15 protein-coding genes and 3 pseudogenes are annotated in these 19,093 nt (G+C 75.4%); 7 read left to right on the forward strand and 11 right to left on the reverse strand.

The features are described 5' to 3' along the window. Nucleotides 1-66: 66 nt before the first annotated feature. The 5 genes and pseudogenes from BJF88_RS07045 to BJF88_RS07065 form a co-directional block, all read right to left on the reverse strand. Nucleotides 67-1,320, reverse strand: a complete 1,254-nt coding sequence (locus BJF88_RS07045) for an arginine deiminase (protein ID WP_075828290.1) — start codon at nt 1,318-1,320, stop codon at nt 67-69. Nucleotides 1,321-1,360: 40 nt separating this feature from the next. After that, the gene (locus BJF88_RS07050; RefSeq protein WP_075828325.1) at nt 1,361-2,809 is read right to left on the reverse strand and encodes a basic amino acid/polyamine antiporter; all 1,449 of its coding nucleotides are present in this window, start codon (nt 2,807-2,809) and stop codon (nt 1,361-1,363) included. Next, nucleotides 2,806-4,953 carry an FAD/NAD(P)-binding protein gene (locus tag BJF88_RS07055; RefSeq protein ID WP_222843942.1) on the reverse strand — a complete coding sequence of 716 codons (2,148 nt, stop codon included), beginning with the start codon at nt 4,951-4,953 and terminating at the stop codon, nt 2,806-2,808. The genes BJF88_RS07050 and BJF88_RS07055 overlap by 4 nt, the downstream gene beginning before the upstream one ends. Continuing rightward, nucleotides 4,950-6,934 (reverse strand): annotated as a pseudogene (locus BJF88_RS23225) (hydantoinase B/oxoprolinase family protein). The gene BJF88_RS07055 and the pseudogene BJF88_RS23225 overlap by 4 nt, the downstream one beginning before the upstream one ends. Nucleotides 6,935-6,997: 63 nt before the next feature. Beyond that, nucleotides 6,998-9,163 (reverse strand): hydantoinase/oxoprolinase family protein, encoded by a 2,166-nt coding sequence (locus tag BJF88_RS07065; protein ID WP_075828292.1) that lies wholly within the window; start codon nt 9,161-9,163, stop codon nt 6,998-7,000. A gap of 248 nt (nt 9,164-9,411) precedes the next feature. On the opposite strand from BJF88_RS07065, the gene BJF88_RS21560 reads away from it, so the two are divergent. Beyond that, a complete protein-coding gene (locus BJF88_RS21560) occupies nt 9,412-9,594 on the forward strand; it encodes a hypothetical protein (RefSeq protein WP_255371837.1) in 183 nt (60 codons plus the stop codon). 18 nt (nt 9,595-9,612) lie between these two features. After that, on the forward strand, nt 9,613-9,759 hold the full coding sequence (locus BJF88_RS21565; RefSeq protein ID WP_255371838.1) for a hypothetical protein: 147 nt from the start codon (nt 9,613-9,615) through the stop codon (nt 9,757-9,759). 219 nt (nt 9,760-9,978) lie between these two features. Here BJF88_RS21565 and BJF88_RS07075 read toward each other — a convergent pair whose 3' ends face one another. The 5 genes and pseudogenes from BJF88_RS07075 to BJF88_RS23245 all read right to left on the reverse strand — a co-directional run. Beyond that, nucleotides 9,979-10,782 carry an ABC transporter permease gene (locus tag BJF88_RS07075; RefSeq protein WP_222843943.1) on the reverse strand — a complete coding sequence of 268 codons (804 nt, stop codon included), beginning with the start codon at nt 10,780-10,782 and terminating at the stop codon, nt 9,979-9,981. Nucleotides 10,783-10,903: 121 nt separating this feature from the next. After that, complete coding sequence (locus tag BJF88_RS23230) at nt 10,904-11,536, reverse strand: TOBE domain-containing protein (RefSeq protein WP_369824511.1); 633 nt, start codon at nt 11,534-11,536, stop codon at nt 10,904-10,906. Further along, nucleotides 11,535-11,948: pseudogene (locus BJF88_RS23235) on the reverse strand (ABC transporter ATP-binding protein); the annotation flags it as partial. The pseudogene BJF88_RS23235 and the gene BJF88_RS23230, both read right to left, overlap by 2 nt. A gap of 49 nt (nt 11,949-11,997) precedes the next feature. After that, nucleotides 11,998-13,386 carry an extracellular solute-binding protein gene (locus tag BJF88_RS23240; protein WP_369824512.1) on the reverse strand — a complete coding sequence of 463 codons (1,389 nt, stop codon included), beginning with the start codon at nt 13,384-13,386 and terminating at the stop codon, nt 11,998-12,000. Beyond that, nucleotides 13,363-14,627: pseudogene (locus BJF88_RS23245) on the reverse strand (amidase); the annotation flags it as partial. The gene BJF88_RS23240 and the pseudogene BJF88_RS23245, both read right to left, overlap by 24 nt. Before the next feature lie 201 nt (nt 14,628-14,828). Here BJF88_RS23245 and BJF88_RS07095 point away from each other — a divergent pair. From BJF88_RS07095 to BJF88_RS07110, 4 genes are all read left to right on the forward strand, one after another. Further along, nucleotides 14,829-15,344 (forward strand): winged helix-turn-helix domain-containing protein, encoded by a 516-nt coding sequence (locus tag BJF88_RS07095; protein WP_075828296.1) that lies wholly within the window; start codon nt 14,829-14,831, stop codon nt 15,342-15,344. Continuing rightward, nucleotides 15,341-16,222 carry an aminotransferase class I/II-fold pyridoxal phosphate-dependent enzyme gene (locus tag BJF88_RS07100; protein WP_075828297.1) on the forward strand — a complete coding sequence of 294 codons (882 nt, stop codon included), beginning with the start codon at nt 15,341-15,343 and terminating at the stop codon, nt 16,220-16,222. Before BJF88_RS07095 ends, BJF88_RS07100 begins: the two co-directional genes overlap by 4 nt. A gap of 183 nt (nt 16,223-16,405) precedes the next feature. Beyond that, nucleotides 16,406-17,287: a manganese catalase family protein gene (locus BJF88_RS07105; protein WP_075828298.1), complete on the forward strand. Its 882-nt coding sequence runs from the start codon at nt 16,406-16,408 to the stop codon at nt 17,285-17,287. A 66-nt stretch (nt 17,288-17,353) separates the two neighbouring features. Beyond that, entirely contained in the window at nt 17,354-17,764 is a 411-nt protein-coding gene (locus BJF88_RS07110; RefSeq protein WP_255371840.1) for a DUF4383 domain-containing protein, read from the forward strand. Between the two features lie 155 nt (nt 17,765-17,919). Here the strand turns inward: BJF88_RS07110 and BJF88_RS19520 are convergent, their stop codons facing one another. Beyond that, nucleotides 17,920-18,069, reverse strand: coding sequence for a hypothetical protein (locus tag BJF88_RS19520; RefSeq protein ID WP_158068896.1), 150 nt, complete (start codon nt 18,067-18,069; stop codon nt 17,920-17,922). Nucleotides 18,070-18,294: 225 nt separating this feature from the next. Here BJF88_RS19520 and BJF88_RS07115 point away from each other — a divergent pair, with 225 nt between their 5' ends. Continuing rightward, nucleotides 18,295-18,744: a DUF6098 family protein gene (locus BJF88_RS07115; RefSeq protein WP_075828299.1), complete on the forward strand. Its 450-nt coding sequence runs from the start codon at nt 18,295-18,297 to the stop codon at nt 18,742-18,744. The last annotated feature ends 349 nt before the right edge of the window (nt 18,745-19,093 follow it).

Raw genomic sequence — 19,093 nt, forward strand, 5'->3', positions numbered from 1 at the left:
CGCGAGGCCGGGCTCGACGGCGCAGGTCCTCACCGCCGCGCGCGCCCGCCCGCCCGCCCGGGGACGTCACTCCACCGGGTCCCGCGCGATCGGGCACGTCATGCAGTGCCCGCCCCCGCGTCCCCGGCCGAGCTCGGCGCCGACGATGGTGATCACCTCCACGCCCGCGCGGCGCAGCGCCGCGTTCGTCTGGGTGTTGCGGTCGTAGGTGAAGACGACGCCGGGCTCGAGCGCGACGGCGTTGTTGCCGGAGTCCCACTGCTGGCGCTCGGACGCGTACACGTCGCCGGCGGTCTCCACGACCCGCAGCCGCGGGAGGCCCATCGCGCGCGCCACGACGTCGACGAACGGGGTGCCGCCCTCGTCGCTCACCGAGACGCCCGGGGCGCGGTCGGAGGGGCGCAGCACGAACGGGTGGATGCCGTCGACGATGGTCGGGTGCACGGTCACGACGTCGCGGTCGGCGAACGTGAACACGGTGTCGAGGTGCATCGCGGCCCGCAGCTGGGGCATCCCGGCCACCACCACCTGCTCGACGGCGCCGGCGTCGAAGAGCGCGCGCGCGAGCTGCGTGATGGCCTGCCGAGAGGTGCGCTCGCTCATCCCGACGAGCAGCACGCCGTTGCCGACGGGCATGACGTCGCCGCCCTCGATCGTGGCCTGTCCCCAGTCCTGCTCCGGGTCGCCCCACCACACGCTCGACTGCCGGTACTCGGGGTGGAAGGAGTAGATCGCCTTCATGAGCAGCGTCTCGTCCTTGCGAGCCGTCCAGTACAGCGGGTTGAGCGTGAGCCCGCCGTAGACCCAGCACGTCGTGTCGCGGGTGTAGAGCGTGTTGGGGAGCGGCGGGAGCAGGTACTCGCGGGCGTCGGGCGTCTCGCGCGCGAGGGAGATGTAGTCGGTGCGGTAGTCGTCCGGCAGGTCGGCCGTCCCGAGCCCACCGATGAGGACCTCGGCCAGCGCGCGGTCGGGCAGCGTGTCGAGGTAGGCGCGCGTCCCCTCGACCAGGCCCATGCCCACACGGTTCGCGACGACCTTGCGGTCGAGCAGCCAGTCCCGCGCGTCGGGGATCGCCATAGTCTGCGCGAGCAGGTCGTGCAGCTCGACGACCTCCACGCCGCGGTTGCGCAGCTTGTTGACGAAGTCGAGGTGGTCGCGCTGCGCGGCCTCGACCCACATGACGTCGTCGAACAGCAGGTCGTCGGAGTTCGTGGGCGTCAGCCGCTCGTGCGCGAGACCGGGCGAGCAGACCAGCACCTTGCGCAGCCGGCCCACCTCCGAGTGGACGCCGTGGCGGACGGGGGCGGCGGGGACGCTCATGCGGGGAGACCTTTCGTCGGCGGGAGGACGGTGTCGGACGTCAGAGGGAGATCCACCCGGCGCCGAGGCCGACGACGCCCGTGAGGGCGACGAGCACGACGGCGAGGAACGCCACGAGCTCGGCAGGCCGGAAGACCCTCCGGCCCTGCTCGCGTCGCGTCATGGCGAACAGGACGGTGAGCGGGGCGTAGACGATGAACGAGACGAGCAGCAGGTCGAGACCCGCGGCGAAGAGCAGGAAGGCGGTGTAGGCGGTGGCGAGCACCGCGACGACGAGGTCCCCGCGCAGCGTCGACGCCGAGGCGCCGTCGTACGTCTCGCGGGTCACCCGCAGCCGCACCGCGTACGCGGCGGCGAGCAGGTACGGGATCAGGCTCGTCACGGCGGTGAGGTCCAGCGCGAAGTCGAACGCGTCCTCCGAGAAGTAGGTCACCACGAGGACCACCTGGGACAGCGCGGTGCTCAGCAGGAGCGCGTTCACCGGTACGTCCCGGTCGGTCTGGCGCGCGAGGAACCGCGGCATGTCGCGGTCCTTCGCGGCGACGAACAGCACCTCCGCCGCCATGAGGGTCCACGCGAGGTAGGCGCCGAGCACCGAGACGACCAGGCCGACGGCCACGAACGTGCTGCCCCACTCGCCGACGGCAGCACCGAGCACCTCGGCCATCGACGGCTGGCGCAGCTCCGCGATCTCCGCCATCGGCAGGACGCCGTACGACACGATCGTCACGGAGGCGAAGATCGCGAGCACGCTCGAGAAGCCCAGGATCGTCGCGCGCCCGACGTCCTCGCGACGCCGGGCGTAGCGCGAGTACACGCTCGCGCCCTCGACGCCGAGGAACACGAAGACCGTGACGAGCATGGTGCCGCGCACCTGGTCGAACAGCGACCCCGTGTAGTCCGCGCCACGCAGGTTCTCGGCGAACACGGCCGGGTCGAAGACCAGCAGCGCCAGCAGGACGAACACGAGGATCGGCACGAGCTTCGCGACGGTGACGACCCGGTTGATCGCCGTCGCCTCCTTGATGCCGCGCCGCACCATGAGGAAGAACAGCCACAGACCGACCGACGAGAGCGCCACCGCGAGCACCGTGTCGCCGGCGCCGAGGGCGGGGAACCAGGCGCCCAGCGTGGACATGATGAGCACCCAGTACGTCACGTTGCCCACGCAGGCGCTGGCCCAGTACCCCGCCGCGGAGAAGAACCCGGTGAAGTCGCCGAAGCCCGCCTTGGCGTAGGCGTAGACGCCGGCGTCCAGCTCGGGCTTGCGCACCGCGAGGCGCTGGAACACGAGGGCGAGCGTCAGCATGCCGGCGCCCGCCACGGCCCACGCGACGAGCGCCCCGAGGACCCCCGTCTCCTGCGCGAAGCGGCGCGGCAGGGAGAACACGCCGGCGCCGACCATCGAGCCCACGACCATCGACGTGAGCGTGAGGACCGAGACCTTCGTCGTGCTGCTCGTCGCGGTCGACGTGCCGTCCTGCGTCATGCTCGTGCCCCCGTCCGCGCGGTCGGACCTGTGGCCGACGAGCGCCGGCCGAGCCATGCGACTTCTCGCGCGATGCTGCCAGGGGTGCCCCGGTGGCGCACGCGGACGCCGCCGCACCGACCCCGCGCGGGGAGCCGCGGCCCTGCTACGCCAGGGTCCGGCGCGCCGCGACGTCCGCGCCCGCGAGCAGGGGTGACGGCACGCCGGGGCTCGCGCCGATGGCGGAGCCGCGCTGCACGGCCTCGGCGGGGATGCCGAGCACGACGACGCGGTCGTCGACGGCGCCCGCGGCGTCGACGAGCGCGAAGCCGCCGGGCGTGACGTCGAGGCTCTCGGACGCCACGGTGCCGGCGGCCGCGGTGGGCAGCGGGTGGCGTCGCGCGCGGCCCGAGTCGAGCAGCGCGCGCAGGAGCGGGTCGTCCGTCGGCCCGACGGCGCCCCGCGACATCCGCGTCTCGACGAACGCCCGGCTCCGGACCGGTCCCCGCACCCGGCTGCGGGCCACGAAGCGTCGTCCTCGACGTCGACCCGCGTGTCCTCGCCCAGCAGCTCGACGACGCCCGCGCGCACGAGCGCAAGGAGCTGGGCCGTGCGGCGCGGCGGCGGCCCCGACGCCAGCGCGAGGCCGAGCGGCGTGAGGAAGCCCTCGCCGAATCCCTCGAGCGACGCGCCGTCCACGACCCCGGACCGCACGAGCCGCGCGACCTCGCCGCGCAAGGTCTCCATCGCCTGGTTGACGCGCGCCCGCGGAGACGTGCTCGGCGAAGACACCGACTCCTGCTCCTCGCGCACCCAGCGCTCCACCCACGCCGGCCACCCGTCCGCCCCCAGCGGCGGCGGCCGGTCGGCGCGGGGCGGGGATCGAGCGCGTCGGCCGGGTCGCGCACGAGGTCCGCCGCGACCCGGGCGGGGTCGTCGGCCGCGTCCAGGCGCGCGACGAGCTGGTCGACGTCGACCTCCTCCCGCAGCGACGACGGCCGGTGCTCGACGAGGGCCGTCAGGTGCGCGACGACGAGCTCGCGCGCGACGAGCGGCCAGACGTCGCGTGCGAGGTCGAGCACCGGGCGCCCGTCGGCTCGCCCGAGGAGGGCGTCGAAGCGGGCACGGGTCGCGAGCCGCGCCCGGTACGGGGCCGGCAGGCCGTCGGCCAGCGCACCCTTGCCGCGGTACGGCAGCCCACGGCGCGACCCGGCGAGCAGGTGCGGCTCGGCCCCGCCCGGCACGTACCGCAGCGCGTCGCCGGCGTGCGGGCCGTCGGCCCCGCCGTCGTCGCACGAGCGCCCGGCCGCGTCGAGAGGCGACCCCGTGCGGGCGTCGACGAAGCGCCCGCCGCGCCCGACCGTGAGCAGCGCGAGGACGTCGAAGAAGTTCGCGCCGAGCCCCGCGACGAGCACGTCCTCGCCGGCCGGGACGGCGTCCCAGTCGCGCTCGGCGGGCATGCCGGGCTCGACGTAGACGAGCCCGTGCGTGCGCGCGGCCGCGGCGAACCGCTCGGTCCGGGCCGAGCGCACGGCCTGGACCATGCCCTGGGCGAGCACGACGACGGGCGCCTCGAGCGTCGTCGCGCCGTCGCCCGTGGCGAGCACGACCTCGCGCCACCCCGGCCGGGGGGTGCGCAGGTCGACGGCCGTCCCGGGGACCGGCACCACCTCGATGCTCCCGCGACGCGCGGCCTCGTCGAGCTGGTCGAGGTAGTACGCGCCCTGCAGGCGTCGCGACGGGTAGGAGCCGGGGCCGGTCCGGCGAGCTTCGTCGACGACGACGGCGAGGGCCCCGCCGCCGCGGACGGTGCCCGTCTCCCCGGCGGCGGCCGTCGCCCGCGCCCAGTCGACCAGGTCGGGCCCCGTGACGACGGGACCGGCCATGGGCGTCGAGGCGTCGGCGTGCACCGTCGTGCGGGCCGCCCACGTGTTGTTCAGCAGGAGCGGCGACTGGTCCGTCCGCCAGGTCGCGCCGGCACCGACCTCCACGCGGTCGACGACGGCGACGCGCAGCACCGGCAGCGACGGGTCCGGGTCCGCACCCCAGGGGGCGTCCGGCCGGCGCCGGGCCGCGAGCCGGGCGACGACGGCGACCGCCCGCGGACCGCCGCCCACGACGATCGCGTCGAGTGCAGGCCGGTCCGCGCGTGGCGCTCCGGTCATGCGGGCGGCGTCACACCGGGGCCCGCTGCCGCTGCGACCATCGGCTCCGGCGCGTCGAGCCCCGAGACGGCGTCGGCGAACGCCCGCGCCGCGGCGTCCAGCGCGGCGTCCGTGGCCGGCGTGCCCGGGAACCGGGCCGGGAGGCCGGCGAGGACGCCGCCGAGGATCTCCCGGCGGCGCGCCGCGCGCACGGTCGTGGGCAGCGTCCGCAGATGCCGGTCGAGGCGGTCGGCCAGCGCACCGGGGAAGACCCGCTCCCAGTGCTCGCGCTCCGGGCCGAGCGCGTGGGTCGGGGGCCCTTCCGTGCGGTCGGGCCCGGCCGTCCCCGCGCGCTCCGCCGTGGTCGCGGCCTCGTCGAGAGCGCCGTCGCGCACGACGACGCCGTAGGCCTCGAGCGCCTGCCCCGTGGAGACGAGCCCCGCCGCGACGTCGTCGAGCACCGCGTGCGGGTCGCGCCGGAGCGGGTCGCCGTACCCGCCCGCGCCGGAGGTGCGCAGCACGACGCGGTCGCCCGCGCGCAGCGGGTGCACGTCGACGACGGAGAGCCGTCGCTCGTTCGCGCGGCCCTCGTTGACGACGAGCTCCGTCAGCGCACCCGGCGCGCCGCCCGCGAATCCCCAGGGGCGAAAGCGCAGGCGCTCGAGGCCGCGCGCGAGCAGCGAGCCGTCGGTGAGCGCCTCGAACTCGAGCTCGAGGCCGCTCCCGCCGCGCCAGCGCCCGGCGCCGCCCGAGTCGGTGCGCAGGGCGTAGCGCAGCACGCGCACGGCGACGTTCGCCTCGACGGTCTCCACGGGGTTGTTCGACAGGTTGGAGATGCCCGAGTCGCGGCCGTCGGCGCCGTCCGCGCCGTGCCGGCGCCCGTGCCCCCGACCATCGGCTCGACGACGTCGACGCGCGACCCGTCCGCCGCCGCGAAGACGACCGGGACGACGAGCCCGCTCGACGCCGCGGGCAGCACCTCGGGCGCCGCCTGGACGAGCGCGCCGGAGACGACGTCGTTGACGCGCGACGTCGTCGCGTGCCGCACGCCCGTCGCGGCGGTACCCGTCGCGTTGAGCAGCGTGCCCGCGGGCGCGGTGAACCCGATGACGTCCATGAGCCCGCCGTTGAGCGGCACGGCCGGGTCGAGCGTGCCGACGATCGCGAACAGGCGCGTGACGACCCACGAGTGCGCGCGACCGAACGTCACCATGTTCAGCGCGGCCTCGACCTGGGGGTCGGTGCCCGTGAGGTCGAGGTGCACCGTGCCGTCGTCCACCGTCGCCGTGACGACGACGCGCAGCGGGACGTCGCTCACGCCGTCGTTGTCGAGGAAGTCCTCGAAGCGGTAGGTGCCGTCGGCGAGCGTGCGCAGCGCGGTGCGCGCCCGGGCGGCGCTCTGCTCGCGGGCGAACCGGCCGACGTCAGCGAGCCCCGCCGGGCCGAGCGCGTCGGTGAGCTCGCCGACGCGACGCCGCCCGGTGTCGAGCGCGGCGAGCATCGCGTGCAGGTCGCCGCGGTTCGCCTCGGGCGTGCGCGAGTTCGCCGCGAGGATGGCCTCGACCTCGGGCACGACCGTCCCGGCACGCACGTACCGCAGCGGCGGCACCCGGAGCCCCTCGGCGAAGACCGAGTCGTTGAGCACGCTCACGGACGACGGGACGCGCCCGCCGACGTCGGACACGTGCACGAACGCCCAGCCGTAGCCCACGAGCTCGTCGCCGTCGAAGTACGGCGCGATCGCGTGCACGTCGGGCAGGTGCGTCGACAGCCCGCCGGACAGGTACGGGTCGTTCGTCAGCACGACGTCGCCCGGTGCGAGCGGGCCGTCCGCGGTCGCGGCCTCGATCGCCGGGGTGAGGTCGAGGCCGACGAAGCCGGAGACGCCGACGTCCTGCGGGTACGCGACGAACCGGCCCGACAGGTCCGCGACGGCGCACGCGAAGTCGGCGGCGTCGCGCACGTACAGGCTCCGGCTCGCCCGGCGCAGCGTCAGGCACATCTCCTCGACCGCGGCCTGCAGCCGCGTCTGGGCGACGTCCTTCTCGACCGTCGTCAGCACCGCTCAGCCCTCCGTCTCGGCGCGGTCCCGCACGAGGTGCAGGTTGCCGCCGTCGTCGCTCGTCGCCGTCCACCCCACGGGGACGAGCACGGTCGTGTCGGCCTTCTCGACGACGGCCGGCCCCGCGACCGACGCCTCGCCGCCGTGCGGGACGAGCGCGTGCACGGTCGCGGCGCGGGGCGTCCCGTCGTACCGGACGTCGCGCGCACCGGTCTTCACGAACGTGCCGCCGACGCTGCCCGGCCGGACGTCGCCGAGCCGCACGGTGACGCTCGCGCGCACGGTCTCGGCACGCACCGTGGCGGCGTGGTCCACGAACCCGTGCACGCGCTCGTGCTGCTCGGCGAAGCGGCGGAGCGTCGCGTCGACCGCGACCCGCGGCGGCTCCGACCCGGTGTCGCCGGTCGAGCGCTCCGCGAGGACCACCTCGAGCGTCGTGGGCTGACCCGCGTACCGCAGGTCGGCGCTCAGCGTCACCGTTCCGGTGGCGTCCACCTCCTGCGTGCGCAGCCAGCCGAGGACCTCCGCCTCGAGCTCGGCGCACACCGCGGTCAGGGCGTCGAGCGTGTCGTCGGCGAGGGTCGTGCGCACGGTGCGCGCGACGTCGCGGCGCACCGGCGCGATGGCCGCACCCAGCGCGCAGAACGTGCCGGCGGCCGCGGGCACGACGATGCGCCCGACCCCGACCTCGTCCGCGAGCAGGGCCGCGTGCGTGCCGCCGGCGCCGCCGAACGCGACGAACGTGTACTGCTCGGGCACCTCGCCGTGCGCGGCCAGCACGGTGCGCAGCCGCGCGGCCATGCCCGCCGACGCCACCCGGAACGCCGCGTCGGCGACGCCGTCGGCCTGGTGCGCGGCCCCACCGGCCCGGTCGGCCCCGTCGGGCCGGTCGGCCACCTCGGTGCGCGGCCCGTCGTGCTCCAGGTCGTCGGCGACGCGCGCGAGCGCCTGCGTCGCGAGGTCCGCGCGCAGCGGGAACGTCCCGCCGAGGAAGGTGTGCGGGTCGATCACGCCCGCGTGGACGTAGGCGTCGGTGAGCGCGGGCTCGGTCCCGCCCGCGTCGTACGCGGCCGGGCCGGGCACGGCACCGACGCTCGCGGGGCCGACGCGCAGCACGGGCCGCGCGCCCGACCGGTCGCCCCGCACGACGGAGCCGCCGCCGGCGCCGATCGCCGAGACCTCGACGACCGGCGTCATGAGCGGGTGCTGGCCGACCGTGGCCGTCGTGGTGAGGACCGGGCGGCCGCCCCGCAGCACCCCGATGTCGCTGCTGGTCCCGCCCATGTCGAGCGTGACCATGTCGGTGCCGGGCCACGCCGTCGCCGCGGCGGACACCCCGCCGGCGGGCCCGGACAGCACGGTCTGCACCGGGCGCCGCATCGCGGACCCGATCGACACGGAGCCGCCGTTCGACGTCGTGATGTACACGCGGGCGTCCACGCCCAGCCGTGCGAGGCGCTCGCGCAGGGCCGTGAAGTACGCGGTCATGAGCGGGGTGATCTGCGCGTCGAGCAGCGCGAGCGTCGTGCGCTCGTACTCGCCCGCCTCGGGCCAGACCGCGGCGGCGGACGTCACGGGCAGGTCCAGGGCCGCCTCGAGCCGCGCGGCGAGGCGCTGCTCGGCGTCGCGCGCGGCGTACCCGCCGACCAGGCTCACGGCGACGACCTCGGGCGCGACGGCCTCGAGGCGCGCGACGAGGCGGGCCAGCTCGGCGTCGGCCACCTCGGGTCCGACGGCGTCCCCGCCCGCGGTGAACCGGTGCTCCACCTCGAGCACGTGCTCGCGCGGGACGATCGGCCGGGCGGGCGTCGCGTGGAGGTCGAACGAGCGCGGCATGCGGGCGCGCGCGATCTGCAGCACGTCCCGGTGCCCGTGGCTCGTCACGAGCGCGGCCCGCGCGACGCGGCCCTGGAGGATCGCGTTGAGCCCGATCGTCGTGCCGTGGGAGACCGCGGCGACGTCCGCGACGTCGATCCCGCGCGCGAGGAGCTGCGCGAGCCCGGTCTCCACGCCCTCCGACGGGTCGTGCGGCGTGCTCGGCACCTTGTGCGTGATCGCGTCCGCGAGCGACCACGACGTGCCGTCGCCCGGGACGGCGACGAGGTCGGTGAACGTGCCGCCGACGTCGATGCCGATGCGCCAGCGATGGCGGGGAAGAGGGGATGCCATGGTCTACAGGAACCTCGAGATGCGGACGGTGCGGTCGAGCACGGCGATGGTCACGACGCTCACGAGGAGCAGCAGCGTGGAGACGGCTGCGACCGAGGGCTCGAGCTGGACCTGCACCGCCGAGTAGATGCCGACGGGGACGGTGGACTGCGCCGCGCGCGACGAGCACGGACACCGCGACCTCGCCGAGCGAGATGACGGCGGCGAGGAACGCGCCGGCGACGATCCCCGGGCGCAGGAGGGGCACGGTGATCGTGAGGAAGGTGCGCACGGGCGACGCGCCGAGCGAGCGCGCCGCGCGGGGCAGCTGCGGGTCCAGCGCGGCGGCGCTGACGGCCACGACGCGCACGCAGAACGGGAACGTCACGACGAGGTGCGCGAGCCACAGCCCCTCCGCGGAACCGACCATGCCGGTGCGCTGGAGCTGGTAGAGGAACGCGAGGCCGACCATGACGCCGGGCACGGCCATGGGGGAGAGGAAGAGCAGCCCGAGCGCGCGGCGCCCGGGGAACGTGCCCGCCCCCACGGCGTACCCGCCGAGCGTGCCGAGCACGACGACGACCGGGACGACGAGGAGCGCGACGCGCAGCGAGTAGGCCAGCGAGTCGAGCCACTGCGGCGAGCCGAAGACCTCGGCGTACCAGCGCAGGGAGAACCCGGAGGGCGGGAACCGGAAGTTGTTGCCGTCGTTGAACGAGCTCACGGCGACGACGACGAGCGGCAGCAGCAGGAACGCGCACACGAGGACGAGGGGCACCAGCCCGAGGACCCGGCGCACCGGGCTGCGGCGACCCGCGGCGCGGGGGGTCCGACGGTCAGCCACGTCGCCCCCTCTCGGCCGCGCGGCCCAGGAGGCCGATGAGGGCGCACCCGACGAGGGTCACCGTGAGCAGCACGAAGCTCAGGGCGGCGGCGCGCGGCTGGTCGAACGCGACCATCGCCTCCGTCTGGATGCGCAGCCCCGCGAGCGACTGGTTCGCGCCGCCCACGAGCATGGGTGTCACGTACACGCCCATGCTCAGCGAGAACACGATGACGAGCGCCGCGACGACGCCGGGCGTCGCGAGCGGCAGGACGACGGAGCGGAACGTGCGCACGCCGGACGCGCCGAGGTCGGCCGACGCGCGCAGCAGGTTCGCGTCGATCGCGCCGAGCGACGCGGACAGCGCCAGCACGGCGAACGGCAGCAGCACGTGCACGACGGCGAGGAACACCGTCCACGGCGACCGCAGCAGCGGCAGGGACTCGTCGGTCAGACCGAGCGCCTGGAGCGCCACGTTGACCGGGCCCTCGCCCGCCATGACGACGCGCCAGCCGAACGAGCGCACGACCTCGCTCGTCAGCAGCGGCGACAGCGTGACGACGAACACCACGGCCTTGCCGACCGGCGACGTCGAGCGCGCGAGGTACCACGCGACCGGGAACCCGAGCACGAGGCACGTGAGGCTCACCCGGACCGCGAGCCACAGGCTCTCGACGACGGAACCCCACAGGTACGGCGTGGAGAACACCTCGCCGTACTGCGCCAGCGTGAGCCCCGGCAGCGGGTTGTTCATGGCGTCCGTGGGGCGCAGGCTCAGCACGAGGAGACCGGCGAGCGGCACGAGGAACGCCAGCACGACGAACGCGGTGGGCGCGATCGCCGCGACGTGACCGCGCAGCTCGCGCCGGCGTCGCGGCGCCCGCACGGCGCGCTCGCCGGTGCCTCCGCGGCCGGGTCGGCGGGGACGGGGGGCGTCGTCACGTCGCCGTCCCGAGGAGCAGGAGGTCGTCGTCGGACCACGTGATCCCGACCGGCTCGTCCTCGGCGAAGCGCCGCGTGCCGGGCGGGCACGCGAGCAGCTCGGTGCCGTCGGCGGCGCGCAGGCGGTACTCGTAGCGCTCGCCCGTGAAGCCCACGGACAGGACCGTGCGCGCGCGGCACCGTCCCCGGTGCCGGCACCGTCGGCGGGCGCGGTGCCGGCGGGGTCGACGAGCACGACGTGCTCGGGACGCAGCGCGACGGTCTCGGACCGCTCGGTGCGCGGGACGGCGCGGCCCAGCACCGTGCGCCGCCCGTCCGCCTCGCGCACCGGCAGCAGGTTCGCCGCGCGACGAAGTCGGCGGTGAAGCGCGTGCGCGGGGCGCGGTAGAGCTCCTCGGGCGTGCCGAGCTGCTCGAGCCCGCCGTGCGCGAGCAGCGCGACACGGTCCGACAGCGCGAGCGCCTCCGCCTGGTCGTGCGTGACGAACACGGTCGTCGTGCCGACCTCGCGCTGGAGCTCGCGCAGCTCGTGGCGCATCTGCCGGCGCAGCTTCGCGTCGAGGTTCGACAGTGGCTCGTCGAGCAGCAGCACGCGCGGCCGGGTGACGAGTGCGCGGGCGATCGCGACACGCTGCTGCTGGCCGCCCGAGAGCTGCTGCGGGTACCGGTCGGCGTAGTCGGAGAGGTGGACGAGCCGCAGCGCGTCGGCCACGCGCTCGTCCCGCTCCGCGCGCGGCACGCGGCGCGTGCGCAGCCCGTACTCGAGGTTGCGCCGCACCGTCATGTGGGGGAACAGGGCGTAGCTCTGGAAGACGAGCCCCGTCTCGCGCCGGTTCGGGGCGACGTGGGTGACGTCCTGGCCGTCGATGGCGACGGTCCCCGTCGTCGGCGCGACGAACCCGGCGAGCACGCTGAGGAGCGTGGACTTGCCGCAGCCCGACGGGCCGAGGACGGAGACGAACTCGCCCGCCTCGATCGTCAGCTCGTCGAGCTCGAGCACGGGCGGGCCGCCGTAGCCCACGCTCAGCCCGCGGATCTCCACGCGCCCTGCGTCGTCGTGCCCGTCGTGCGGGCCGTCGTCGGTGCCGTCATCAGCCGAAGATCTGCTGCCAGCGCGCCTGCAGGTCGGGCAGCTGCGGCGTGATGGCCTCGTAGTCGACCCACACGAAGTCGTCGTACGCGCCCTCGCCGCTGGCGATCTGCTCGTCGAACTGCGCCGGGTAGACGTTCTCGTCGTTGGACGCCGCGTACCAGGTGCCCTCGGAGAAGACGGGCTGGTACTCGCTCGAGGCGACGTAGTTCAGGAACTCGTACGCGAGGTCCTCCTCCTCGGTGCCCTCCGCGACGAAGAGCGACGTCAGGGCGCCCACGGAGCCCGACTCGGGGTAGGAGTAGCCGATCGGCTCGCCCTGGTTCTGCTGCACGAACGCGCGCCCGTCCCAGTGCGCCGCGACCCACGCGTCGCCGTTGGCGAGCGCGGTCTCGACGCTCGTGCCGTCCGCCGGGAAGGCCGACGCGCAGTCCGCGAGCGTCTCGAGCTGCTCGAAGGCCGCGTCGACGTCGTCGGGGTTCGTGATCGTGCCGCCCGCCTCGTCGATCAGGCCGGCGAGGAACTCCACGCCCGTGTTGAACGTCAGCGGGGACACCGCCACGTGCCCGCAGTACGCGGGGTCGAGGAGGTCGGACCACGCGGTCGGCGGCTCGTCGACCTGGTCGGTGCGGTAGGCGATGCCGGTCGAGCCGACCGTCAGCGGGACGCCGTACTGGGTGCCGTCGACGTTGCTCTGCTCCACGAGCACGGAGTTGAGCTGGTCGAACTCGGCGATGCGGTCGGTCTCGAGCTCGGCGACGACGCCCGCGGACACGGCGCTGGGGATGACGTTGGGCGTGAACGCGACGACGTCGTAGGCCGGCGTGCCGCCCTGCGTCGAGCGCAGCGCGGTCAGCCAGTCCGCCGGCCCGCCGGGGACGAGCTCGACCGTCGCGCCCGTGTCCTCCTCGAACGGCTCGACGAACGCCTCGGTGAACGACTCGCCCCACGAGCCGGCGTAGACGGCGACCGTGAGCGTGCGGCCCGACAGGTCGCCCGACGCGTCGTCGCCCGAGCCGGTGTCGGTGTCGGAGCCGGACGAGCACGCGGCGAGCCCGGCGGTCAGCGCGAGCGTGGAGGTGACGGCGAGCGTGCGGGGGAGCCCGGTGCGGGCGGCTCGACGCGGGGTGCGGGAGGTCATGGGGATCTCGTTCCTTCGGGTCGTGCACCGGGTCGTGGGGACCGCGGCGGGGACGGGAGGGGTGCCGGGCGGGTCAGGCGTCGGCGTGGTGCGGCGGCCGGCGCCGGTCCCAGGCGTAGTGGCGCTCGAGGACCTGACCGAGCCGCAGGAGACAGTCCTCGCGGCCTGCGGGGCGACGAGCTGCGTGCCGAGCGGCAGGCCGTCGTCGTCGAGGTGCGTGGGCAGGGTGAGGGCGGGCACGCCGATCATGCTGGGCACCGTCGTGAAGGCCAGTGTGCGCTCGTAGACGACGGACTCGCGCGACGGGGCCTGGCGCGCGAGCTCGTCGAGCACGACGCCCACCGCGGGCACGCGCGTCGCCGTCGTCGGGGTGAGCACGACGTCGACGTCACGGAACAGCGCCGCGGTCGTCGCGCGGGCGAGGGCGCGGACCCGGACGGCCGCGCGGACGTAGTCGGCCGCCGAGAGGCCGTCCGCCTGCGCCATGACGCGGTGGATGTAGGGCTGGAGCAGCTCCGGGTGGTCGAGCGGCGTCTGCTGCAGCCAGGCCGGGATGACCACCCCGGGGTAGAGGTCCATGAGCTCGGCGCCCTCGTCCGGCGGGTCGAGCGCGACGACGGTGTGGCCCTGGGAGCGCAGCACGTCGGCGACGTCCTCGACCGCGGCGACGCACGCGGCGTCGACGGCGATCCGGGCGTCGGAGGACCGCGTGAGCAGCCCGACGCGCAGCGGGTCGGGCGCGCGGTCGAGGTCGGCGAGGAGGTCGGGCGACGAGGACGGGACCTGCCACGCGAGCGGGTCCGGCGCGGCGAGCCGCGACACGACCGCCGCCGTGTCGCGCACCGTCCACGTCACGACGCCCTCGGTCGCGCCACCCTCCCAGCCCTGGACACGCTGGGGCAGCAGGCCGCGCGAGGGCTTGAGCCCGACGAGCCCGCAGAACGCCGCGGGGACGCGCAGCGAGCCGCCGCCGTCGCTCGCGAGCGCGACGGGGACGATGCCGGCCGCGACCGCGGCGGCCGACCCCCCGCTCGACCCGCCGGGGGAGCGGTCGAGGTCCCACGGGTTGTGCGTGGTGCCGGAACGCGGGCTCTCGCACGACGTGGTCATCGCGAGCTCGGGCGTCGCGGCGCGGCCGACCTGGACGAAGCCCGCGGCGAACGCGGCCGCCGGGAGGAGGTCGGTCGCGTCGGCGGGGGTCTCGTCGATCGCGAGCGAGCCGCGCGTCCACGCTGGCCCGCGACGGAGAACGTGTCCTTCACGGTCAGCGGGACGCCCGCGAAGGGCGCGAGCGGCGCCCCGGCGGCCCGCGACCGGTCGACCGCCCGGTCCACCTTGTCGGCCGCCGCGAGCGTCGCGACGTCGTCGCGCCACACGAGCGACCGCACGGCCGGGTCGACGGCGTCGGCACGGGCGAGCGCCGCCTCCGCGACGGCGCGCGCGGTCGTGCTGCCGGACCGGATCCGGGCAGCCGTGTCCATCACCGACATATGTGATGGAAGATTCGGGGTCACGGGTAGACGTTAACCATCGGACGGCGACCGCTCCAAGCCGGTTCCTGCAGGGTCCAGGTGCTGAGACGGGCGTGGCGGGTTGACCCCGGAAGCGGCGCGGTCGCGGAATCGCCTGGTATACATCTGGATGAAAACGCTCGCCAGCGCACGCGGGCACGCACGGACCGGCGAGGAGCCATGACGACGACACGACCCGACGGCGGGGGCGCACCCCCGGGCGTCGATCCCGACCTGTTCGCCTCGGTGCGCGGCGTCTCCGGGCCCGTGCTCGCCGAGCGGATCACGTCCTGGATCGAGCAGGGCGTCCTCGCGCCCGGCACCCGTCTGCCCACGATCGAGGAGGTCGCCACGGCGTCCGGCCTCGGGCGGTCCACCGTCGCCGGGACGTGGTCGCTGCTCGTCGACCGCGGGCTCGTGCAGACCCGCCGCCGGGGCGGGACGATCGTCGTCGGCCCGCCGAGCGCCCCCGCCTGGCCCCGCGCGGGCGAGCCGCCCGTGTTCGCCGGCTGGTCCTCGGTGGACCTCGCGTCCGCGCACCCGACGGCGACCGGCTCCCCGACCTCCTCGAGGCGTTCGAGCGCAGCCTGCGCGAGCCCCACACCAACTCGCTGCGCCGCGAGGCCATCACGCCGGCGCTGCTCGACGCCGTCCGCCAGGACTGGCCCTTCGACGCCGCCGAGTGGGTCACGGTGAGCGGCGCGGGCGAGGCCACGCTCCTCACCGCGGAGGCCGCGACCGCCCCGGGCGGCCTCGTCGCCGTCCAGGAGCCCGCGGTCTCCGGGACGATCGGCAACCTGCGCTCGGTGGGCTTCGAGGTCGTCGGGGTCGCGTCCGACGCGTCCGGTCCCGTGCCGGAGGCGCTCGAGCGCGCCCTCGCCGCGGGCGCGCGGACGTTCGTGTACCAGCCGGGCGGCGAGTTCTCGCTCGAGGGCGGGGTGACCCCGCAGCGCCTCGCCGAGCTCGCCGACGTGCTGCGCGCGCACGCCCCGGACGCGTGGGTGCTCGAGGAGGACGTGCTCGGCCCCCTCGCGCCCGTGCGGCCGCTCAGCCTGGGCGAGCTGCTGCCAGGCCGGGTCGTGCGCGTCACGTCGTTCTGCCGCGCGTTCGGCCTCGACCTGCGGACCACGGTCGTCGGCGGTGCGCGCGAGGTGGTGCTGGGGGTGCGCCGCCTGCGCAGCCACGGCATCCTCGCGCAGAGCCGCATCCTCCAGAACGCGCTCGCCCACCTGCTCGTCACGCCGAGCGTGGGGACGCTGGTCGCGGACTCCGGGCGCTGGTACGCCGACCGCGCGGCCGACCTCGCCACGGCGCTCGCGGCCCACGACGTGCGCACCTCGACCCCTCCGGGCGGCCTCGTCGTGTGGGTGCGCGCCGAGAACGAGGACGAGGCGCTCGCCGAGCTCGGCGCGCGCGGGATCGTCCTCACGCCGTCGTCGCGCACCTTCGTGAGCCCGCCGCGGCCCGCGTGGCTCCGCGTGGCGACGCCGCAGATCCCGGCGGACCCCGCGCGCGTCGGCGAGCTCGCCGACGTCCTCGCGAGCGCCGCCCGGGCCGCCCTCCTCGCGGGGTAGCCGAGCGCTCTCCCGGAACCGGCCGCTCCTCCTGGTGGGACGGCCGGGCGTCGACGCCGTCCCCAGATGCGACCGGGACGACCCCGCCCGACGCTGGACGTCCGCTCGTCGCGTCGAGAAGCAGGCGCGTGCCGTGGACGTCCCGCGCAGCGGCGGGACGTCCGGACTCCCGAGGGAGAGACGATGTTCTTCCACCGTCAAGAGCTCCAGCACAAGGCCAAGCCCGACAAGCCCGACGCCGTCTACGCCCGCAAGCTGCAGGAGGTGCTGGGCGGGCAGTACGGCGAGATCACCGTCGCCATGCAGTACGGGTTCCAGTCGTGGAACGCCCACCTGCCCGGCAAGTACCGCGACCTGCTCTACGGCATCGGTGCCGAGGAGATGGGGCACGTCGAGATGCTCGCGACGATGATCTCCCAGCTCCTCGCGGACGCCCCGCTCGGCGTCGTCGATGGCGCGGTGCAGGACGACCCGACGGTCGCCGCGATCGTCGGCGGGACCGACCCGCAGCAGGCGATCGTCGCGGGCGCGGGCGCGCGCCCGGTCGACTCCAACGGAAACCCGTGGACCGCCGGTTACGTGACCGCGAGCGGCAACATGCTCGCCGACTTCACGGCGAACGCGAACGCCGAGATGCAGGGCCGGCTCCAGGTGTCCCGGCTGTACCACATGACCGACGACCGCGGGGTGAAGGACCTCCTGGCGTTCCTGCTCGCGCGGGACACCATGCACCAGAACCAGTGGCTCGCCGCAGCGCAGGAGCTGCGCGACGAGGGGATCGAGGAGCTGCCCGTGCCCAGCACGTTCCCGCAGAACAAGGAGCACACCGAGTCGTCCTACCAGTACATCAACTTCTCGGACGGCGAGCACGCGTCCGAGGGGCGCTGGGCGAGCGGACCGACGCCGGACGGCAAGGGCACGTTCGAGTACGTCGCCACCCCGCCGCCCGGCGTGCCGATGCCGCCGCCCACGCAGCCCGACCCGCGGTTCCACGGGACGACCGCCAAGCCGTCGACGCTCGACAAGGCCACAGGGGTCGTCAAGGACGCCCTGCACAAGGAATGAAGGGGGACGACATGACCGCATCATCCGCATCCGGCTCGACCGCACGCCCGGCCCGCACCGCACGAGGTGTCCACCAGTACCTCGCGCTTGATCATCGGGATCGTCTACCTGCTCATCGGGGTCATCGGGTTCGCGATCACGGGCTTCGACGGGTGGCTCGAGCACGACCACTCGCAGACGCTCCTCGGGTTCGCGATCAACCCGCTCCACAACGTCGTCCACCTCCTCGTCGGACTGCTCGGCGTGCTCCTGTGGAGCCGGTCGGCGAGCGCCCGCACCTACGGGTGGATCCTCGCGATCGGGTACGGCGCCACGTTCGTCTACGGCCTGATCGTCGTGAACAACGAGGACGCGAACATCCTCAACATCAACGGCGCCGACAACGTGCTGCACGCCGTCAGCGCCGCCGCGGGCCTCGCGATCGCGCTGTGGCCCGCCCGTCGGGAGCAGCCGGCGACCGGGACGACCGCGCGGTGAGCACGTCCGGTCCGCGTGCCCCGGTCGTCGGGCCGCGCGGACCGGGACGCACGGACGGGGGCGCCGGCACCGAGCACCGGCGCCCCCGTCCGCGCGCGAAGTGTGCAGGCCTCAGGCGTCGGAGTGGTCCGACGCCTGGTCTCCCGTCCGCGGGTTCATGCTCGCCGGGTCGGCGTCCGTGTCGCCGCCGTCCGCGGTCCCCGCGCCTGCGCCTCCGCACCCGTGCGCGGGTTGAGGGACGCCGGGTCCGCGTCGGGGTCCTGGCTCGGGTCGTAGCCGTCGTTGCGCTGGCTGCTCTTGCTCATGTCGTCCTCCTCGCGGTGCGGCGCGCGCCCCGGTGTCCTGCGGGGCGGCGGTCACTCACCGTGGCACGCCGGTCACGGCCACGCACGCCCTCGTGCGCCGGCACGCGACGGTCGCAGGTCTCGCCGCCGGGGCGTGCCTGGACGGGCGCTCCTGCCTAGCCTGGTGACCGAGCGGTACCGAGGGGTCGAGAAGCGGCTCGAACGCGCGAGGACGCGGAGGTCGCGATGTCGGACCAGGTGCCGGAGCGGATGGACCCCTCCCTGGCTGGTCACCCCCGGCTGCGCAGCGTCGCCGAGGTGGCGGAGCTGGCGGGCGTCGTGGCGCCCCTGTACGTGCGGTTCAGCGGGGGACCGGCGTCTGACGCCGCCGTCGCGAGCCGCGACCACGAGAGCGGGTGCGTGCTCCCGGGCCTGAGCGTCAACCCGCTCACCCCGGAGCCGTGGTGGGACCGCCCGGCCGAGCACTGGGTCGCGCGCCAGCTGTGCCAGTACGCGTACCTCATGACCCCCGAGCGCTTCCCCTGGCTGCTCACCGGCACGGTCGTCGGGCGGGGGCCGGACTGCGAGCCGCTCCTCGTCGACACCACCCCGGTGGCCTCGATCGACCCGTCGGTCGTGGCGGAGGCGGGCCGGCTCTATCGCGAGGTGTTCGACGCCGGCCGCACCAGCACCTGACCCCGGGCCTGCGAGTGCGCCGGGCGCCGCCTACGGTGGCGGTCCGTCCCTGCCAGGAGGTCCCGTGCCCGACGCCGCCGCACCCGCCCAGCAGTCCCTCCCACCGCGGTCGCTGCCGCGCGCGTCGGTGTCGGACACCCTGCGCGTGGCCGGGACGGTCGCCGTCCCGCTGCTCGCGCGCGGGCTGATCGTGCGCCGTCCCGGCGTCGTGCGACGCGCCGAGGCCGTCGACGCCGACCGGCAGGGCGTCCGCCTGTTCCAGCGGTTGCGCCGCACGTACGGCGCCGGACCGCTGCGACTGCGGGTCCCGGGGCGGCGTGTCGTCGTGCTGCTGGCCCCCGAGCACGTG

This window comes from Cellulosimicrobium sp. CUA-896 (assembly GCF_001942335.1).
Lineage (GTDB): Bacteria > Actinomycetota > Actinomycetes > Actinomycetales > Cellulomonadaceae > Cellulosimicrobium.

Excerpts from the sequence above, each read along its gene's own strand:
- BJF88_RS21565 (WP_255371838.1), top strand. The coding sequence starts at position 9,613 with ATGACGCCGGGCACGGCCATGGGGGAGAGGAAGAGCAGCCCGAGCGCG.
- BJF88_RS07105 (WP_075828298.1), top strand. The coding sequence starts at position 16,406 with ATGTTCTTCCACCGTCAAGAGCTCCAGCACAAGGCCAAGCCCGACAAG.
- BJF88_RS07115 (WP_075828299.1), top strand. The coding sequence starts at position 18,295 with ATGTCGGACCAGGTGCCGGAGCGGATGGACCCCTCCCTGGCTGGTCAC.
- BJF88_RS19520 (WP_158068896.1), bottom strand. The coding sequence starts at position 18,069 with ATGAGCAAGAGCAGCCAGCGCAACGACGGCTACGACCCGAGCCAGGAC.
- BJF88_RS07055 (WP_222843942.1), bottom strand. The coding sequence starts at position 4,953 with ATGACCGGAGCGCCACGCGCGGACCGGCCTGCACTCGACGCGATCGTC.
- BJF88_RS07045 (WP_075828290.1), bottom strand. The coding sequence starts at position 1,320 with ATGAGCGTCCCCGCCGCCCCCGTCCGCCACGGCGTCCACTCGGAGGTG.
- BJF88_RS23240 (WP_369824512.1), bottom strand. The coding sequence starts at position 13,386 with ATGATCGGCGTGCCCGCCCTCACCCTGCCCACGCACCTCGACGACGAC.
- BJF88_RS07095 (WP_075828296.1), top strand. The coding sequence starts at position 14,829 with ATGACGACGACACGACCCGACGGCGGGGGCGCACCCCCGGGCGTCGAT.
- BJF88_RS07065 (WP_075828292.1), bottom strand. The coding sequence starts at position 9,163 with ATGGCATCCCCTCTTCCCCGCCATCGCTGGCGCATCGGCATCGACGTC.
- BJF88_RS07050 (WP_075828325.1), bottom strand. The coding sequence starts at position 2,809 with ATGACGCAGGACGGCACGTCGACCGCGACGAGCAGCACGACGAAGGTC.